15 protein-coding genes and 1 pseudogene are annotated in these 16,145 nt (G+C 76.0%); 6 read left to right on the forward strand and 10 right to left on the reverse strand.

The window, feature by feature from the left end; translation table 11 throughout:
* Positions 1-68 precede the first annotated feature (68 nt).
* Complete coding sequence (gene snpA, locus GTY84_RS14260) at positions 69-755, forward strand: snapalysin (RefSeq protein ID WP_161226635.1); 687 nt, start codon at positions 69-71, stop codon at positions 753-755.
* A 49-nt stretch (positions 756-804) separates the two neighbouring features.
* Here snpA and GTY84_RS14265 read toward each other — a convergent pair whose 3' ends face one another.
* From GTY84_RS14265 to nsrR, 3 genes are all read right to left on the reverse strand, one after another.
* On the reverse strand, positions 805-1,494 hold the full coding sequence (locus GTY84_RS14265) for an adenosylcobinamide amidohydrolase (RefSeq protein ID WP_161226636.1): 690 nt from the start codon (positions 1,492-1,494) through the stop codon (positions 805-807).
* A 194-nt stretch (positions 1,495-1,688) separates the two neighbouring features.
* Entirely contained in the window at positions 1,689-2,888 is a 1,200-nt protein-coding gene (locus tag GTY84_RS14270; RefSeq protein WP_161226637.1) for a globin domain-containing protein, read from the reverse strand.
* A gap of 74 nt (positions 2,889-2,962) precedes the next feature.
* Positions 2,963-3,409, reverse strand: coding sequence for a nitric oxide-sensing transcriptional repressor NsrR (gene nsrR / locus GTY84_RS14275; protein ID WP_161226638.1), 447 nt, complete (start codon positions 3,407-3,409; stop codon positions 2,963-2,965).
* A 149-nt stretch (positions 3,410-3,558) separates the two neighbouring features.
* On the opposite strand from nsrR, the gene GTY84_RS14280 reads away from it, so the two are divergent.
* Positions 3,559-3,996 (forward strand): hypothetical protein, encoded by a 438-nt coding sequence (locus GTY84_RS14280; RefSeq protein ID WP_161226639.1) that lies wholly within the window; start codon positions 3,559-3,561, stop codon positions 3,994-3,996.
* Between the two features lie 105 nt (positions 3,997-4,101).
* Here GTY84_RS14280 and GTY84_RS14285 read toward each other — a convergent pair.
* Positions 4,102-5,274 (reverse strand): annotated as a pseudogene (locus GTY84_RS14285) (MFS transporter); the annotation flags it as partial.
* 233 nt (positions 5,275-5,507) lie between these two features.
* Positions 5,508-5,960 (reverse strand): MarR family transcriptional regulator, encoded by a 453-nt coding sequence (locus tag GTY84_RS14290; protein ID WP_237532274.1) that lies wholly within the window; start codon positions 5,958-5,960, stop codon positions 5,508-5,510.
* Positions 5,961-6,065: 105 nt separating this feature from the next.
* On the opposite strand from GTY84_RS14290, the gene GTY84_RS14295 reads away from it, so the two are divergent.
* From GTY84_RS14295 to proP, 4 genes are all read left to right on the forward strand, one after another.
* Positions 6,066-6,758, forward strand: a complete 693-nt coding sequence (locus tag GTY84_RS14295; protein WP_161226641.1) for a GAF and ANTAR domain-containing protein — start codon at positions 6,066-6,068, stop codon at positions 6,756-6,758.
* 515 nt (positions 6,759-7,273) lie between these two features.
* Entirely contained in the window at positions 7,274-7,675 is a 402-nt protein-coding gene (locus GTY84_RS14300; protein ID WP_161226642.1) for a hypothetical protein, read from the forward strand.
* 518 nt (positions 7,676-8,193) lie between these two features.
* Positions 8,194-8,997 carry a ribonuclease BN gene (locus GTY84_RS14305; protein WP_237532275.1) on the forward strand — a complete coding sequence of 268 codons (804 nt, stop codon included), beginning with the start codon at positions 8,194-8,196 and terminating at the stop codon, positions 8,995-8,997.
* A gap of 157 nt (positions 8,998-9,154) precedes the next feature.
* A complete protein-coding gene (proP, locus tag GTY84_RS14310) occupies positions 9,155-10,720 on the forward strand; it encodes a glycine betaine/L-proline transporter ProP (protein ID WP_161226643.1) in 1,566 nt (521 codons plus the stop codon).
* Here proP and GTY84_RS14315 read toward each other — a convergent pair.
* The 5 genes from GTY84_RS14315 to crtI form a co-directional block, all read right to left on the reverse strand.
* On the reverse strand, positions 10,684-11,613 hold the full coding sequence (locus GTY84_RS14315) for a DMT family transporter (RefSeq protein ID WP_161226644.1): 930 nt from the start codon (positions 11,611-11,613) through the stop codon (positions 10,684-10,686). The two genes, proP and GTY84_RS14315, sit on opposite strands and share 37 nt — an antisense overlap.
* A 225-nt stretch (positions 11,614-11,838) precedes the next feature.
* Entirely contained in the window at positions 11,839-12,309 is a 471-nt protein-coding gene (locus GTY84_RS14320; protein WP_161226645.1) for an MSMEG_6728 family protein, read from the reverse strand.
* A 25-nt stretch (positions 12,310-12,334) separates the two neighbouring features.
* Positions 12,335-13,435, reverse strand: a complete 1,101-nt coding sequence (locus tag GTY84_RS14325; RefSeq protein ID WP_161226646.1) for a DUF5914 domain-containing protein — start codon at positions 13,433-13,435, stop codon at positions 12,335-12,337.
* Positions 13,432-14,622, reverse strand: a complete 1,191-nt coding sequence (locus GTY84_RS14330) for a phytoene/squalene synthase family protein (protein ID WP_161226647.1) — start codon at positions 14,620-14,622, stop codon at positions 13,432-13,434. Before GTY84_RS14330 ends, GTY84_RS14325 begins: the two co-directional genes overlap by 4 nt.
* Positions 14,619-16,142, reverse strand: coding sequence for a phytoene desaturase family protein (crtI, locus tag GTY84_RS14335; RefSeq protein WP_161226648.1), 1,524 nt, complete (start codon positions 16,140-16,142; stop codon positions 14,619-14,621). Before crtI ends, GTY84_RS14330 begins: the two co-directional genes overlap by 4 nt.
* Positions 16,143-16,145 lie beyond the last annotated feature (3 nt).

Raw genomic sequence — 16,145 nt, forward strand, 5'->3', positions numbered from 1 at the left:
GGGCCCGGGTGCGCACCCCAAACTCACCGGTGACGACTTCTCCCCACTCCCCCACTTGGAGTCCTCGCATGCGGATCACCCTGCCCCTGCTGTCCACCGCCGTCGGTCTCGGTCTGACGGTCGCCGTGCTCGGCACCGGCCCGGCCGCGGTCGCCTCCGCGCCCCAGCAGCACGAAGTGGCGCACTCCGCCTACCTGTCGACGTCGGCCAAGGCCGACAACGCCGGCAACCAGGCGTTCTTCGAGGCGGTCCTGAAGTCCGTCGCGAAGCGCCAGGCGAACGCCCCGGGCGCGCCGAGCGCGGCGGCGGCCGTCACCGTGTACTACAGCGCCGCGAACGCCCCGACCTTCCGCACCCAGATAGCCCGCTCCGCCCAGATCTGGAACAGCTCGGTCTCCAACGTGCGGCTGGCGGAGCGCAGCTCGGGCGCCGACTTCACGTACTACGAGGGCAACGACTCCCGTGGTTCGTACGCCTCCACCAACATGCACGGGAAGGGCTACATCTTCCTGGACTACCGGCAGAACCAGCAGTACGACTCGACCCGTGTCACCGCCCACGAGACGGGCCACGTGCTCGGTCTGCCGGACCGCTACTCCGGGCCGTGCAGCGAGCTGATGTCCGGCGGCGGCCCCGGCCCCTCCTGCACCAACCCGTACCCGAACGCCACCGAGAGCGCCCGGGTGAACCAGCTCTGGGCCAACGGCTTCGCCGCGGCCCTCGACAAGGCGCTGGAGAAGAGCGCCCAGCGCTGATCCGCGTCACCGTGTGTGAGCGGGGGAGGTCCTGCCGGGCCTCCCCCGCTCACGCGTGCCGCGGGCCGGCGGGCAGGGCGGCCCGGACGGCTCCGTGCACGGCCCGGGCCAGCCGGGCCCCCCACAGGGAGCGCGGTCCGGCGAAGGCATGGGTCTCTCCCCCGGCGTACGGGGCACGGGCGGCCACGCAGACGGCGTCCGTCGGGGTGCCGGAGCAGTCGTGGCCGGACTCCACCAACGCCTGGACCTTGGCCTCGGTGGCGGTGATCACCGCGTTGACCAGGGCGGCGTCGGTCAGGGCGACCGGCAGCGCGGCGACGATGTTGATGGTGCCGGGCAGGACCGCCCCCGCCCCCTCCCCGGGGGCGGCGGCCCAGCCGCGCACCGAGATCCCGGCGGTGGCGAAGGCCTCCGCACCGCCGTCCCCGGCCCGGCCGGGGTCGGCCACCTCGGCGGCGGTCATCAGACCCACGCCGGGCCCCTCGGCACCGGCGGCACGGGCCAGCCCCGCCAGGTGCCGGGCGGGGTCGGTGCGCCGGTAGCCGTGGGCGACCTGGGCGTTGAGCACCCAGGCGCGCTCGCCCGTGCCGCCGCCCAGCACCGCGCTGCTGACCATCCGCCAGCCGGGACCGGGCCGCCACAGCAGGGCGTGCAGCCGCTCGCCGTCCTCGTCGCGGGTCAGGTGCTCCAGGGTCAGCGGGCGGTGCCCGGTTCGGGGCGGGGGCAGCGGGACGGGCACCGGCGGGGACTCCTTGCGGCGGTCGGGGGCGGTCCGGGTGACCGGCCGATCCTACTCAGCGGCGCCGGGCGCCCCCGGACCGGTGGCCGCCCGGCGCGGGCCGGGCGCACCGGTGGTCGACCGCGCCCCGCACGCCCCGCGCCCGGCCGCCCGGGTACCCCCGGGGCTCCCGGGCGCCACGGGGCGCGGGCGGGTCACTCCTGGCCGAGCCAGAGGTCGGGGCCGAAGACCTCGTAGTGGACGGAGCGCGCGGGCACGCCCCGGCGCAGCAGGTCGCCGCGGACGGCGCGCATGAACGGCACGGGGCCGCAGAGGTAGACGGTGACGTCCTCGGGCAGGTCGACGTCCGCCAGTTCGGCGCGGCCGGTGCGGGCGCCGTCGGGGGCGTTCCGGCCCGGCTCCTCGTACCAGAGGTGCAGGCGGCTGCCGGGGAGGGCCGCGACCAGGCCGAGGTGCTCCTCGCGGTGGGCGTGGTCGGCGGGGGTTCGGTCGGCGTGGACGACGGTCACCGGGCGGGTGGTGCCGGTGGTGTGCAGATGGTCCAGCATGGCCAGCATGGGGGTGACGCCGATGCCGGCGGAGGCCAGCAGCAGGGGGCCGCCGCCGTCGGCCAGGGCCAGGTCGCCGAAGGGGGCGGAGACGTCGAGCACGTCACCGGCGCGGGCCCGGGAGTGCAGCCAGGTGGAGACCTCGCCGTCCGGCCGCCCGTCGCCCGTGACGCGCTTGACGGTGATCCGCCACTCGGGGCGGCCCGGTGCCGAGGAGAGGCTGTACTGGCGTATCTGGCGGGAGCCGTCGGGCAGTTCGGAGCGGACGCTGACGTACTGGCCGGGGCTGAAGGGCCGGACGGGGCCGCCGTCGGCGGGGCGCAGCACGAAGGAGACGGCGTCGGGGGTCTGCTCGTCCCGCTCGACGATCTCCATGCCCTGCCAGACCTCGCCCTCCGCGACGCGGGTGCGCTGGTACAGCTCCGCCTCGATGGCCATGAGCGCGTTGGCCATCAGCCAGTACACCTCGTCCCACGCGGCGGCGACCTCGGGGGTGACGGCGTCCCCGAGCACCTCCGCGATGGCGGCGAACAGATGACGGTGGACGATCTTGTACTGGTCGGAGGTGATGCCGAGGGAGGCGTGCTTGTGCGCGATCCGGGCGAGCAGGGCGTCCGGACGGGCGCCGGGGTCGCCGACCAGCATGCCGGCGAAGGCCGCGATGGATCCGGCGAGCGCCTTCTGCTGTTCCCCGTTGGCCTGGTTGCCCCGGTTGAAGAGGTCTCTCAGCAGTTCGGGGTGGGCGGCGAACAGCTTCCGGTAGAACAGTTCGGTGATGTCACCGATGGCGGCTCCGACCGCCGGAAGGGTGGCCCGGACCACGGGGACGGACTGTTCGGAGAGCACGGGGACTCCTTTAATTGGTAGATGATATTCGCATTTTGGCCCACAGGGCGGCACCGGCCGGACCGGCGGGCCCGTCAGCCGGGCGGACGCCGGGTCAGGCCGAGGAGGACCGGACCGGTGGGAGAGGACACCAGGTCGTCGACGGTGAGCGGGTCGAGCGCGGCGTAGAACGCCTCCTGGGCGGAGCGCAGCGCGGTGCGCAGCCGGCAGGCGGCGCGCAGCGGGCACGGCTCGCTCCCCTCGCAGGCGACGACCTCGCCGTCGCCCTCCAGCTCGCGCACCAGCCAGCCCACGGAGGCGCGCCGGCCCAGCTCGGTCAGGGTCAGCCCGCCGCCGCGTCCGCGCCGCGCCTCCACCACACCCAGGTGCTGGAGCCGCGTGATGGCCTTCGCCATGTGCGTGTACGGCACGCCCACGGCCTCGGCCACCTCCCGGGTGGCCAGAGGGTCGTCACCGTCTCCCACGACCGCCAGGCGCATCACGGAACGCAGCGCCAGGTCGGTGAACTTCGTCATCCGCACGTCCAGGACGCTATCAAATGCGCATGCTAGATTCGCCTTTGCATCCGGTCGGGGCCCTGTGCGGTGCGTCACGCGGCCGACCGTCCGGCAGCGGGCTCCCCGACCGGGCGGTCCGCCGGGGCAGTTGAGCAGAGGGACGGTGGCGGCTGATGACTGCGGAGGACGGCGGGTCACCCGCCCCGGCCGGGGCGGGTCCCCTCCCGCGCCTGCTGTGCGACACGGCGGAGCTGGCGGAGCTCGGCGCCGGTGCCCCCACCGGGGCGCTCTGGCGGCTGGCGGAGCCGGGGCGGCAGCTCGACGCCAATGTCGTCCGCCTCCCGGCCGCCGCCCGGGTGGACACCCACACCGAGCCCGATCTGGACGTCCTGCTGCTCGTGCTGGCCGGCGGGGCCGCCCTGGTCTGCGCCGACGGGGAGCACCCCCTGGCCCCGGGTGTCCTGACCTGGCTGCCGCACGGCTCCACGAGGGCGGTGACCGCGGGGCCGGAGGGCGTCACCTATCTGACCGTGCACCGGCGGCGGCCCGGCATGCGGATCCGGCCGCCGGAGGCGGCGGACCGCCTCCGGCCGCCCGGTACGCCCGTCTGACCCGGACCGCAACCCACGGCCCACCGGGGCGGGTCAGGGCGCCGGTGAGGCCGCCGCCGGGGCGCCGGGCGCCGGGGAGGCGGTCCCTGCCTCCGTGATCCCCGCCTCGGCGCGGCGGAGCAGCCCGTGACCGCTGGCGAGCACGGGGACGGCGAGGAGGAAGGTGGCGGCGCCGACGTAGAAGGGGACGCTCAGGTCGGTGGCGTCGGCGAGCCTCCCGGCGGCGTACGGGGCGAGACCGCCGCCGATGAAGCGCAGGAAGCCGTAGGCGGAGGAGGCGACGGAGCGTTCCACCGGCGCGACGAGCATGACGGCCTGGGTCGTGAGGGTGTTGTTGACGCCGATGAAGGCCCCGCTGGCGATGACCGCCACGATCACCGCGGTGGGATCGCCGACCCCGGCGGCGATGACGGCCATGACGACTCCCAGGCCGAGCAGGTTGGCGTAGAGCACCGGGGCGGTGCCGTAGCGGGCCTGGAGGCGGGGGGCGACCAGGACACTGAAGGCGGCGACGAGCAGGCCCCAGGCGGTGAAGACCAGGCCGAGCCGATGGGCGTTCAGCTCCATGGGGTACGGCGCGTAGCCGAGCATGGTGAAGAAGCCCCAGTTGTACAGCAGGGCCATGATGCCCATGGTGAGCAGGCCCTGGTGTCGCAGGGCCCTCAGCGGGGCGAGCGGCGAGGTGACCTTCTCCGGCCGGGGCAGGTCGGGGACGAGGACGACGGTGGCGATGAGGGCGACGGCCATCAGGGCGGCGACGCCGAAGAAGGGGCCGCGCCAGCTGATGGCGCCGAGTTCGCCGCCGAGCAGGGGGCCGACGGCTATGCCCAGGCCGAGGGCCGTCTCGTAGAGGATGATGGCGCCGCCGAAACCGCCGCTGGCGGAGGCCACGATGACGGCCAGCGAGGTGGCGATGAACAGGGCGTTGCCCAGGCCCCACCCCGCACGGAAGCCCACGATGCCGTTGATGGAGTCGGTGGTGCCGGCGAGCGCGGCGAAGACGACGATGACGGCGAGCCCGGTGACCAGGGTGCGCTTGGCGCCGATGCGGCTGGAGACCCAGCCGACGATCAGCATGGCCACGGCGGTGACGATCAGATAGCTGCTGAACAGCAGCGACACCTGGCTCGGGGTGGCGTCGAGGCTCTCCGCGAGCGCGGGCAGGATCGGGTCGACGAGGCCGATGCCCATGAAGGAGATCACACAGGCGAAGGCGACGGCCCAGACGGCCTTGGGCTGCCGGAACGGGCCTGCGGCCCTTCCGTGCGGTGCGGTCATACGCGTTCACTTCCCGGAACGGTGAGATGGGGCAGGGGCAGGGGAGGACGGGGGCAAGGGGCGGGAAAGGCGGTGGGGAGGACGGGAGGAGCACCTGGCGGCGCCGGGGCGGAGGACCGGGGCGGTACGGGGGGGAGCGCGGGGGCGACGGAGCCACCGCATGGCACGACGGTCCGGACCCGGCCCGGCGCCGCGGTCCGGCCGCCCGGGCACGGCCCCCGTACCGCACCCGGTCAGACCGGGTCCCGGCCGTCCTCGATCACCCGGGCCAGCGCCAGGAGCGCGGTACCGGTCGCGCGCCGCTCCGGCTCGGTCAGCTCGCCGAGGAGCCGCTGGAACGCGCGGGAGCGCTCGGCGCGGCGCTGTTCGAGGACGTCGCGCCCGGTGGGCGTCAGCCCGACGAGCACGCCCCGGCCGTCACGGGCGTCGGCGCTGCGCCGGACCAGTCCGGCGCGCTCCAGGCGGGTGACGAGCTGGGTCGTGCCGGGCTGTGAGACGCCCTCGGCACGGGCCAGTTCGGTCAGCCGCTGCGGCCCCTCGCGGCTCAGCCGGGCCAGTGCCGAGGAGGCGGCGGTGCTGAGGCCGCCCGCGCGGGCACTCAGCCGTACGTACCGCACCAGATGCTCCACGGCGGTGATCAGATCCTCCGGGGAGGCGTCCCCGGGTTCCGCTGCACTCGACTCCATAAGCGCATTATGCATTTAGATGTATTGTGAAACAAGATGGTCCGGCGCGCCGCTGGGCACCCGGCCCGCGAGGCCCCCGGGGCCCGACCGGACGGAGGCGGCGGGATGGACGAGTGGCGCGTCTTCGCGCAGCACATGGCCGCGCTCGCGCGCGACCTCCTGGCACAGCAGTCGGTGAGCGACACCCTGGAGCGGATCACGCGCGCGGCAGTCGAGCTGATGGAGGGCTGCGACGCGGCCGGCATCCTGGTCCTGCGGGGCGGGCACGTGGAGTCCCTCGCCCCGACCGAGCAGGTGGTGGTCGAGAGCGACCGGCTCCAGGAGCGGCTCCGGGAGGGCCCGTGCTTCGACGCCGCCCACCCCGAGACCGGGGAGCGGCGGTTCCGGATCGCCGACTTCGACGACCCGGCGACGCGCTGGCCCCGCTATGTGCCCGAGGCGCGCGGGCTGGGCCTCGGCGGCATGATGGGCATCCTGCTGTTCACCGAGGACGAGGACCTGGGCGCGCTGAACTTCTACTCCCGGAAGCGGGGCGCTTTCACCGAGGCTAGCGAGACCGCCGGATGGCTTCTCGCCTCCCACGCCGCGGTCGCCTTCTCCAGCGCGCGCACCCACGCCCAGTTGCAGGATGCCATCGGCACCCGGCACGTCATCGGGGAGGCCATGGGCATCCTCATGGGCCGCCACGGCTTCACCGAGGACCAGGCCTTCGCGACGCTGCGCCGCTACTCACAGGACCGCAACATCAAGCTCCGCGAGGTCGCCCGGCGGGTCTGCGAGCGGGGCGGGCCGCCCTGACGTCCGGCCGGGCGGCGCACCGGGCCCGGCGGCCGGGGTCCGCCGTGGCCACGGCGCGGCGGGGCCTCGCCGCGCCGTGGCCGGCCGCCCGGGCGCACGGCACCGCGTGTCCCCGCGCCGCACACCGCGTGCCCCCGGGCCACGCACCGGTCGTCGCACCCCCGCGGAGCGCGTCCACGCCGCACACGCGCCTGCGGGGCGGCACCCCGCACCCGGGCACCCCGCACCCGGCACCCGGCACCCGGCACCCGGCACCCGGCAAGCATCGCGACGGGCGGCAGCACCGCGCCCCGTCGGGCCACGGCCGGGCCGTACCCGCCCGCGCCGCCCTCCCCCGTACGATTTCCGCCCGCGCCCACCCCGAGCGCCGACGGGGAACCGCGTGTGCACACGGCGCGACCGGCGGCCCGCCCCCGAGCCCCTCACCTGCCCTGTCGGTTACGTGACGTTTGCCCCTCTCCGTCCTGGTAACTCCGGGAATCCGGTGGCCGATCCCCGACTCTCCGGGAGGCGCGATGTGGAACCGTAAGCGCAGGAAGGGGCGCCGTCCCGCTCAGCCCGTCCGCATGGAGCTGTGCGACCTGTGCGCCGACATCTTTCCCGAGAGCGAGGCGGTCCGCGGCTATGTGCCGGACTCCTCCGCCGCCCACGCCACCAACGACTGGTACGACGGACTGCGGCTCATCACCGCCTGCTGCGACGAGCACTTCGACGTGGTCAAGGACGACTACCGGCACCGGCCCTTCGTGGAGGAGGAGCTGTGGGCCGCCAAGGTGGCGCGGGCGCTGACCACGGGCCCGCCGGAGCTGTCCATGGACCAGCTCGCCGGCCGCACCGGACTGCACGAGCCGCAGATCCGCCGCGCCATCGCCTGGCACAACGAGCGGATGCGCCAGCAGCACCGCATGGACCCCTGACCCGTCCGGCCCCTTCCGAGGGCCGCCCCCGCCGGCGCGGGCGGCCCTCCGGCATGTCCCCCGCCCCGGCGCCCGCCCTGGTACGCCCGGGCCCGTAGGCCAGGTGGCCCAGCCCGGGAACGGTGCGCGGGGCGCGGACGCACGGCGTCGGCGGGGGTGCCCGGCACCGCCCGCCACGGGCCGGGGCGTCCACGGCCGCCCGAGCGGGAGCGGACGCCGGAGGCGGGAGCAGGCGCCTGTCGGACGTTCCGCGCTCCAGCCCGCGCACGCGGCTGCCCGCCCCGCGCGACCGGAGCCACCCGCCGGGCCGCCGTCCCCCGTGCCACGAAGCCGGCCGGACGCGGACGTGCCCGGCGGGCCGTGATCGGTCACCCTGGAGTAGCAGGACCCGTGCCCGGCGGTGGAGTCCGTCCCCCCGCCGCGCCCCGGCACCTCCGCCGCGCCCGGCACCGGCCGATCGCGGCCCGCGCCCGCCGCGGGCGACCGCCGGGACCACCAGGACCGCCCGAGGAGCACCGTTGAACCACCGGCACCGGCACGCGCCGCACCGCGTGTGGGACCGGCTGGCCGCGTCCGCCCTGATCCGGCGCGGCCGGGACCTGGAGCTGATGCACCGCGCGATGGGGTTCGCCACGCTCGCCCTGGTCACATTGGCGCCGCTGCTGATCGTGGTGGCGGCGGCCGATCCGCTGGAGCGCGGCGGCTTCGCCTCCTGGCTGGCGGACGGGATGGGTCTGTCCGGGCGGTCGGCGCGGGTGCTGACGGACATCATCAGCCCGCCCACCGAGGTCATCGGCACCACGAGCGTCTGGGGCGGCATCGCCCTGGCCGTGTTCGGCATCTCGTTCGCCTCCAGCGTGCAGAACGGCTACGAGCGGGTCTGGGGGCTGCCGTCCGGGCCGTGGCACCGCGTGTGGCGCCAGGCGACCTGGGTGGTGATGCTCACCGCCTACCTCTACCAGGAGGTGCAGACCCGCACGGCGCTCCAGGGCTGGACCCGCATCGCGCTCTCCACGGTCACCGGGCTGCTGTTCTTCTGGTGGGCGCAGCGCTTCCTGCTGGGCGGGCAGGTCCGCTGGCGTGACCTGCTGCCGGGGGCCATCGCCACCATGGTGGGCCTGGTCGGGCTGCGCGGCTTCTCCTACCTGGTGTTCACCCCGCTCATCCTCGACAACGCGATCAGCTACGGCACCGTGGGCATCGTGCTGGTGGTGGAGTCCTGGCTGATCGGTGTGGGGTTCGTCGTCTTCGGTGGGTCGATGTTCGGCCACTGGTTCTGCGAACACCACTGGTGGACCCGCCACATCGACCGCGAGGAGTGACCTCCCCGGGCGCGGGGTGCACGGCCACCGGAATACGGGGCACGGCCGCCCCGGGGTACGGGGGCGCGGAGGTCCGTGGAGGCCGGGCGGGGCGTCCGGGACGGCGGTGCCGACGGGCGGCGGGCGGCCTCCCGGCGCAGAATGCGCCTGGTGGGACATGCGCGAGCGACAGGAGGGCGACACCGTGGCCGACGCGAAGCCTGACGGCCGGTCCGGCCCTCCGGGCCCGGGGACGACGCCGAGCGCGGTGGCGGACCTGCCCCACCAGGTGCGCGAGGAGCTGACCCGCCGTCTGCGGCGCCGCGGGCGGGCGCTGCGCGAGGAGGACGTGCAGGTCGTCGAGGGCCCGCTGCTCAGGCGCGCGGTCGGCGCCTCGGCCCTCGGCAACTGCATGGAGTGGTTCGACTTCGGCGTGTACAGCTATCTGGCCGCCACCATCGGCAAGGTGTTCTTCCCCGGCGCCTCCCCCGCCGCCCAGGTCATCTCGTCCTTCGCGACCTTCGCCGCGGCGTTCGTGGTGCGCCCGCTCGGCGGACTCTTCTTCGGTCCGCTCGGGGACCGGGTCGGCCGGCAGAAGGTCCTCGCCACCACCATGATCATGATGGCGCTGGGCACCTTCGCGATCGGCCTGATCCCGTCCTACGCCACCATCGGCGTCGCCGCCCCGGTCCTGCTGCTGGTCGCCCGGATGGTCCAGGGCTTCTCCACGGGGGGCGAGTACGGCGGCGCCACCACCTTCGTCGCCGAGTACTCACCCGACCGGCGGCGCGGGTTCCTGTCGAGCTGGCTCGACTTCGGCACCTTCGTCGGCTACGCGCTGGGCTCGGCGCTGGTGACCGTGCTCAACCTGGCGCTGACCGACGCCCAGATGCTCTCCTGGGGCTGGCGGCTGCCGTTCCTGATCGCCGGGCCGCTCGGCGTCATCGGTCTCTACATCCGGCTGAAGCTGGAGGAGTCGCCCGCTTTCCAGCAGCAGTTGGACGAGCACGAGAAGTCCCTCGCCCAGGAGTCGGCGGGCAAGGAGCTGAAGGGCGTCGTCCAGCGGCACTGGCGGCCCCTGCTGGTCTGCGTGGGCCTGGTCCTGCTCTACAACGTCACGAACTACATGGTCACCGGCTATCTGCCCACCTACCAGACGGAGACCCTGCACCGGTCCAGCGGTCTGTCGGATGTGCTGGTGCTCGCCGCCATGGTGTGGATCGTGGTGCTGATCACCTTCCTGGGACGGCTCAGCGACCACGTCGGGCGGCGCCCGCTCTACGCGGTCGGCGCCGCCGCGATGATCGTCCTGGCCGTGCCGGCCTTCCTGCTGATCCGGGCGGACGGGGTGTGGGCGCCGGTCTGCGGCGTCCTGATCCTGGCCACCCTGCTGGCCTGCTTCGCCGCGCCGAGCGCCGCCACCCTCCCGGCGCTGTTCCCGACCGCCGTCCGCTACGCGGCCATGGGCATCGGATTCAACCTCTCCGTCGCCGCGTTCGGCGGTACCACGCCGCTGGTCACCGAGGCGCTGGTGAGCGTGACCGGCGACGAACTGATGCCCGCCTACTACCTGATGCTGGCCGGGGCGATCGGCCTGGTGACGGTGCGGTTCCTGCCGGAGAGCGCGCGGGTGCCGCTCGACGGTTCCCAGCCGATGGTCGGTTCCCAGCAGGAGCGGCGGGAGCTGGTCCGGGTCTCCCGGGACCTCTACAACGCCTCCAAGGAACGCTCCGACGCCGTCTGACCCGCCGTCGCCGGGCGCCGTCGGCGCGGCAGCGGGACGCCCGAGCCGAGCGCCACCCCTGCGCAGACCAGGGCGCTGCCGACGGCCTGCGCGGGACCGTAGCCGCCGGTGCCCACGAGCGGGGCGGTGCAGGCGGCGGCGACCGGGATGAGCCCGGAGAACAGGGTGGCGCGCTCGGCCCCGATCCGCTGCATGCCCATGTACCAGCAGACGAAGCCGACGACGGTGACCACGGCCGCCTGCCACAGCAGCGCCCCGGTCTCGACCGCGTCCGGGCGGCGCAGCCAGCCGGTGCCGTCCATCAGCCATCCGGCCGCCGCCGACTCGGCCGCGGCGATCCCGCAGACCACGGTGGACAGCAGCCGGGGGCCCAGCGGCCGGACGACGGGCACCGCGAGGACGGCGAACCCGGTCTCCCCGGCCAGGGCGCACACCGAGAAGGCGAGCCCCGGGCCGTCGGTGCGGCCCCAGCCCTGCACGGTGAACGCCCCGGCCGCCACGAACGCCGCCCCGTACAGGACCAGTCGTTGCGGGCGGCGGCCCTCCGTCAGCGGCACCAGGACGGCGACCACCACGGGCGCGCAGCCCACCAGGACGCCGGGCACCGCCGGTTCCGCCGTGCGTTCGGCGGCGAGCACGGCCAGGTTGAAGCCGACCATGCCGACGGCGGCGAGCAGCGCCAGCCGGAGCCACCGCCCGGGCCCGAGGGCGCGCAGCCGGGCCCCGGCGCCACGGGCGGCGAGCGGGAGCAGGAGCAGGAAGGCGAGGGCGTAGCGGAGGAACTGGCCCCCGGCGTACGGGTAGTCGCCGAGCACGCTGTTGGCGGTGAAGGAGGCTCCGACGAGGAGGCAGGCGAACGCGGCGAGCAGGCCGCCGCGGGTGGTGGCGTTCATGGTGACGACGCTAGGAGCCGGGGCGGTCCGGGACGGGGTCCATTCCGTCTGCCGTATCGGGGACCAATTCCGCGCGCCGGGGGCCGCCCCGCCGGTGACGGGAAGGCGGCCCGCGCGATGCCGAGCGCCCGGCCGCGGATGCGGGGCCCGTTCCCCGAACGGGCCCGACCCGGCTCGCGGGCCCTCCCCGGCGGCTCCGGCCCGGCCCTCTCCGCCGCACTGCTCCTACTCCCCCGCCCGGTCCGACCGGGGCCACACGTAGGGCAGGTCGTCCGGGACCCCGGGGAACAGCCGGGCGTAGTCACCGGGGTCCTTGCGGACCAGGGCGGAGCGGTGGCTGCGGTGGAAGCCCTCGTCGCCCAGCCACGGCGGCAGTTCCCCGGCCTCCCCCAGTTCCGCCTGCCCGCGCACCGGGGCGTCCGGCCGCCCGGCGGCGAACCCGGCCAGCAGGGAGGCGGCGCAGGTGTCCGGATGACCCCGCTCCCGCCAGACCCGGCAGACCTCCAGCCCGTAGCGGACCAGCGCCTCCTCGTACCCGGTCCACATGCGCACCGCCGGGTGGTGCCGCCAGCCGTAGCCGGGGACCGTCAGCCCGCGCAGCACCTGGAGCGCCTCGACTCGCTGCTTGCCCAGGCGGCGCCGGTCCAGGACGAGCGCGGAGTCGCGGAAGCCGGGGTGGGGCAGGAAGGTCTGCACGGCGCTCCTCGCGCGGTCGGTCCGGTCAGCCGGGAAACGTGCCGCGCTCCCTGAGCAGGCGGCGGCGTTCGGCGTAGGCGAGGTCGTCGCGCCACAGCCTTCCGGCGGCGGCCCGCATCAGGGGGCGCAGCACCGGGGCCAGGCGGCGGACGGCGGGGAAGCCCGGACGGCCGGAGACGGCGAGGACCGCCTCGACGACGGCGGTGCGCGGACGGCCTTGGTCGTCCGGGGCGAGCGGGGTGGCGTGGCTCTCGACCACCGATCCGGCGCCCTCGCCGTGGGTGATCCGCATGACCACGGTGCGCGGGCCGGGCGCGGTGAACTCCGCGCGCACGGGCACCACGAGCCGCCCGGTGAGCCGGAAGGAGACGTCGACGACGAAGCGGTCGTCGTCCCCCGTGCCGTCGCCCGGCCGGGCCTCCGCCCCCTCGCCCCCGACCGCTCCCCGCGCCCCCTCGGTGCCGCCCCCGCCGCCCTCGCCGCCCTCGCCGCCCTCGCCTCCGGGCGCCGAGACGACGGTCAGGTCGGCGAAGGAGTACGGGTGGAACCAGGCGCCGTGCCAGGGGTCGAGCCGGTTGGCGATCACGTCCTCGGGGTCGCAGACGCCGACGCCGGACCAGACGGAGGCCAGGGCCGCGGGCAGCGGCGGGCGGGCGGGCAGGACGGGGGCCCGGGTGGGCGCCTCTCCGCCCACCGCGTCCAGCCGCACCCAGGCGAGGACGCCGTCGTCGTACACGGGCAGCGGCTCCCAGCCGGCGAACGCCCCGCCGTCCAGGGCGAGTCCGTGCCAGTGGCAGACCAGGGTGCCGCAGCGCACCGGGCTGTCGGCGAGCGGCGCGCCCAGGTGGGGGCAGGCGCCGGGGCCGCCGACCAGCCGCCCGCCCGCGTCCCGCCAGAGGACGACCTCGACTCCCGCGACGGTGCGGGACAGCGGGCGCCCTCCGGTCGTGCCGGGGGTGGCGCCGACGACGTACCAGTTGCCCGAGGGGCGGGCACGGGCGCGTTCCAGGGCGGCGGCGATGAGGGCGGGCCGTGCCGCGCGCCAGGTCGGGGGCTGCTGACGCCAGGGGACGGGGCGGCGGCGCAGCCGCAGCGGGTAGCGGCCCTGGCGGGGCGTGATGGTCATGCCGTCTCCCTGGGATCGGGGGCGTCGCGGGCGTCCGCGCGGCACGGCTCCGGCGGGACGGGCACGGCGGACGGGGACGGCGGACCGGGGAGGGCCGGTGAGGCCGGGGGGCCGGCGGACTCGGGCGGGGCCGGAGGTTCGGACGGCGCGGGCGCCGGGGGCAGGGCCCGCGGGGTGGCCGCGGTCCGCGGGGTGGGCCGGGCGGCCGCGGCGGCCGGGTGGGCCGGGGCGGTCCCGGACCGCGACCGGGCGGCGGCGCGGAGCCGGGCGGCCGTCACCCGGGCCAGCCCCCGGGAGGCGACCGCCGCGCGCCGCCGCCGGGGCACCACCGCACGCCGGTGGAGGACCGCGTAGCCGCTCCGGGCGACGGCGTCGAGGATGCCCCGGTAGAGCAGGAACGCCGTGTGGACGCAGGGCCGGGACACCGGGTCCAGCATCGCCAGACCGGGTTCGGCCTCGCGGTATACGGCGCGGGTGAGCGCCTCGGCGTCCCGCAGCGCGGCGGTGATCCGCGCGTCGGGCCGGCCGGTGCGACGGCTCCAGCACAGCAGGGGGCGGTCGACGCCGTGGGCGGCGAGCAGGTCCGCCGGGAGGTAGATCCGGCCCCGGTCCAGGTCCTCGCCCACGTCGCGCAGGAAGTTGGTGAGCTGGAAGGCGGTGCCCAGGGCGGCGGCGTGCGGGGCGGCCAGGGCGCGGTCGGTGACGGTGCCGAGGACGGGCAGCATCTGCAGGCCGATGACCTCGGCCGAGCCGTGCATGTAGCCGCGCAGGTCGGCGTAGGTGGCGTAGTCGGTGACGGTGAGGTCGCTGCGCATGGAGGCCATGAAGTCGGTGAAGTGGACCGGGTCGATGGCGTACCGGGCGGCGGTGTCGGCCAGGGCGAGCACCACGGGCTCACCGGTCGCGGCGCCGCCCGCGAGGGCGCCCCGGAGCCGGGCGTCGAGCCGGGCCAGGGCGGCGGCGCGGTCGGCGGGACCGGCCGCGGCCCCCGTGTCGTCGACGAGGTCGTCGGCCCACCGGGCGAAGCCGTACAGGGCGTGCACGGCGGGCCTGCGGTCGGGGGGCAGCAGGCGGGTGGCGAGGAAGTAGGTGCGCCCGTGGCGGGCGTTGAGACGGCGGCAGCGGGCGTAGGCGGCGCGCAGCACGGGGTCGGTGATCCCGGCGGCGTCGAGTTCGCGGCGGGTCACCGGCGTCCGCCCCGGGCGGCGGCGCCCGCGCCGGTGGCACGGGGACCGGCGATGCGGGCGGCGGCCAGCTTCCCGGAGATCAGCACCGTGGGCACGCCGACGCCGGGGGTGGTGCCGCAGCCCGCGAGGACCGCGTTGGCGGTGCCCCGGACGAGGTTGCGCGGCCGGAAGGGCCCGGTCTGCGCGAAGGTGTGGGCGACGGAGAACGGGGTGCCCGCGGCGTGGCCCTGGGCGGCCCAGTCGGCGGGGGTGACCAGGCACTCGGCCTCGACGGCGGCGGCGATGCCGGTCAGCCCCCGGCGTTCGAGGGTGGCGAGGAGCCGGTCCCGGTAGCCGGGCGCGAGGTCGTGCCAGGTCTCCGCGCCGGGGCCGATCTCGGTGTTGGGGCAGGGGGCGAGGACGTAGTGGAGGTGGCGGCCGGCGGGGGCGAGGGCGGGGTCGGCGGCGGTGGGCCGGGTGATGAGCAGGGACGGATCGGTCATCAGGGTGCCCATCCGGGTGAGTTCGTCGAAGGTGCGGTGCCAGGCGGCGCCGAAGGAGAGCGTGTGGTGGGCGAGTTGGGGCCAGGTCCGGTCGGTCCCGGCGTGCAGGACGACGGCGGAGGGGGCGTGCCGCAGCCGCAGCGGGCGGCGCGGGCGGCGGCCCAGGAGCCGGTGGGTGAGGGGCAGGTCGGGGGTGAGGACGACGGCGTCGCAGGGGATGCGGGCACCGGCGGTGATCACGGCGGTGATCCGGTCGCCGGAGCGTTCGAGCCGGGTGACGGCCTCGCCCAGGCGCAGTTCGGCCCCGGCGTCCACGGCGGCGGCGGCCATGGCGCGGGGCAGGGCGTGCATGCCGCCGCGCGGGAAGAAGACCCCGGCGACGGTGTCCATGTAGGCGATCACGGCGTAGGCGGCCAGGGCCCGCTCTGGCGCGACACCGGCGTACAGGGCCTGGAAGGAGAAGACCCGGCGGAGCCGTTCGTCGGCGAGGAACCGTCCGATGCGGGCGTCCAGCCGTCCGAAGCCGCCGAGGGCGGCGAGCCGGGCCAGGTCGGGGGTGAGCAGGCCCAGCGGGGAGTCGAAGTTGGCGTCGATGAACCGGCGCCGCTGGACGGCGTAGAGGCGGGTCAGCCAGGTGCGCAGCCGCCGGTACCCGGCCGCCTCGCGGGGCCCGGCGAACCGCTCGACCTCCGCCTCCATCGCGGCCGCTTCGGTGTGCACGTCGAGCGTGCCGCCGTCGGCGAAGCGCGCCCGGTAGGCCGGGTGCACGGGCAGGAGTTCGACCCGGTCGGCGAGCCGCTCGCCGACGGCCGCGAACGCCTCGTCGGCGAGGTGGGGCATGGTCAGCACGGTGGGGCCGGTGTCGAGGTGGTAGCCGCCGAGCAGGCGGCGCCCGGCCCGCCCGCCGGGCAGCGGATCACGCTCGACGACGGTCACCCGCCGCCCGGCGCCCAGCAGGTGCAGGGCGGCCGACAGCCCAGCCAGTCCGGCACCGACCACCACCACGTGGTCGGTCGGGCCGGGCACGGTACGGGTCATCAC

This window comes from Streptomyces sp. SID8352, assembly GCF_009862265.1.
GTDB lineage: Bacteria > Actinomycetota > Actinomycetes > Streptomycetales > Streptomycetaceae > Streptomyces.

Excerpts from the sequence above, each read along its gene's own strand:
- snpA (WP_161226635.1), top strand. The coding sequence starts at position 69 with ATGCGGATCACCCTGCCCCTGCTGTCCACCGCCGTCGGTCTCGGTCTG.
- GTY84_RS14280 (WP_161226639.1), top strand. The coding sequence starts at position 3,559 with ATGACTGCGGAGGACGGCGGGTCACCCGCCCCGGCCGGGGCGGGTCCC.
- GTY84_RS14290 (WP_237532274.1), bottom strand. The coding sequence starts at position 5,960 with ATGGAGTCGAGTGCAGCGGAACCCGGGGACGCCTCCCCGGAGGATCTG.
- GTY84_RS14295 (WP_161226641.1), top strand. The coding sequence starts at position 6,066 with ATGGACGAGTGGCGCGTCTTCGCGCAGCACATGGCCGCGCTCGCGCGC.
- GTY84_RS14300 (WP_161226642.1), top strand. The coding sequence starts at position 7,274 with ATGTGGAACCGTAAGCGCAGGAAGGGGCGCCGTCCCGCTCAGCCCGTC.
- proP (WP_161226643.1), top strand. The coding sequence starts at position 9,155 with ATGCGCGAGCGACAGGAGGGCGACACCGTGGCCGACGCGAAGCCTGAC.
- GTY84_RS14315 (WP_161226644.1), bottom strand. The coding sequence starts at position 11,613 with ATGAACGCCACCACCCGCGGCGGCCTGCTCGCCGCGTTCGCCTGCCTC.
- GTY84_RS14325 (WP_161226646.1), bottom strand. The coding sequence starts at position 13,435 with ATGACCATCACGCCCCGCCAGGGCCGCTACCCGCTGCGGCTGCGCCGC.
- crtI (WP_161226648.1), bottom strand. The coding sequence starts at position 16,142 with ATGACCCGTACCGTGCCCGGCCCGACCGACCACGTGGTGGTGGTCGGT.